The sequence below is a fragment of the Streptococcus suis genome (assembly GCF_002964045.1).
In the GTDB taxonomy this organism is placed as follows: domain Bacteria; phylum Bacillota; class Bacilli; order Lactobacillales; family Streptococcaceae; genus Streptococcus; species Streptococcus suis_U.
This window is the reverse complement of sequence record NZ_POPB01000027.1, coordinates 1-269: the sequence shown is the minus strand read 5'-3', so window position 1 is coordinate 269 and position 269 is coordinate 1. Positions and strand designations below refer to the sequence as shown.

The 269-nt window shown below is 42.8% G+C and carries 1 pseudogene; it reads left to right on the top strand.

Annotation, left to right across the window (positions count from 1 at the left end):
* Positions 1-269 (top strand): annotated as a pseudogene (locus C1E99_RS00110) (ABC transporter substrate-binding protein); the annotation flags it as partial.

Here is a 269-nt window from a genome sequence, read left to right as displayed (position 1 = left end):
GACTGGACTGGTAAAAAAGCTGGTGGTGGCGCAGGTACTCAGTACATGAAAATTGCTGAAAAGCAAGGTGCAGAGCCAGTTATCTATGACAACGTAACCAACGATGTCTATTTGCGTGATGTATCAACAGGTCGTACAGATTTCATTCCAAACGACTACTACACACAAGTCATGGCCATCAAATGGGCAAATGCTAACTTCCCAGACATCAAAGTGAAGATGGGTGATGCAAAATACAATCCAACTGAACAAGGTATTGTCATGAGCAA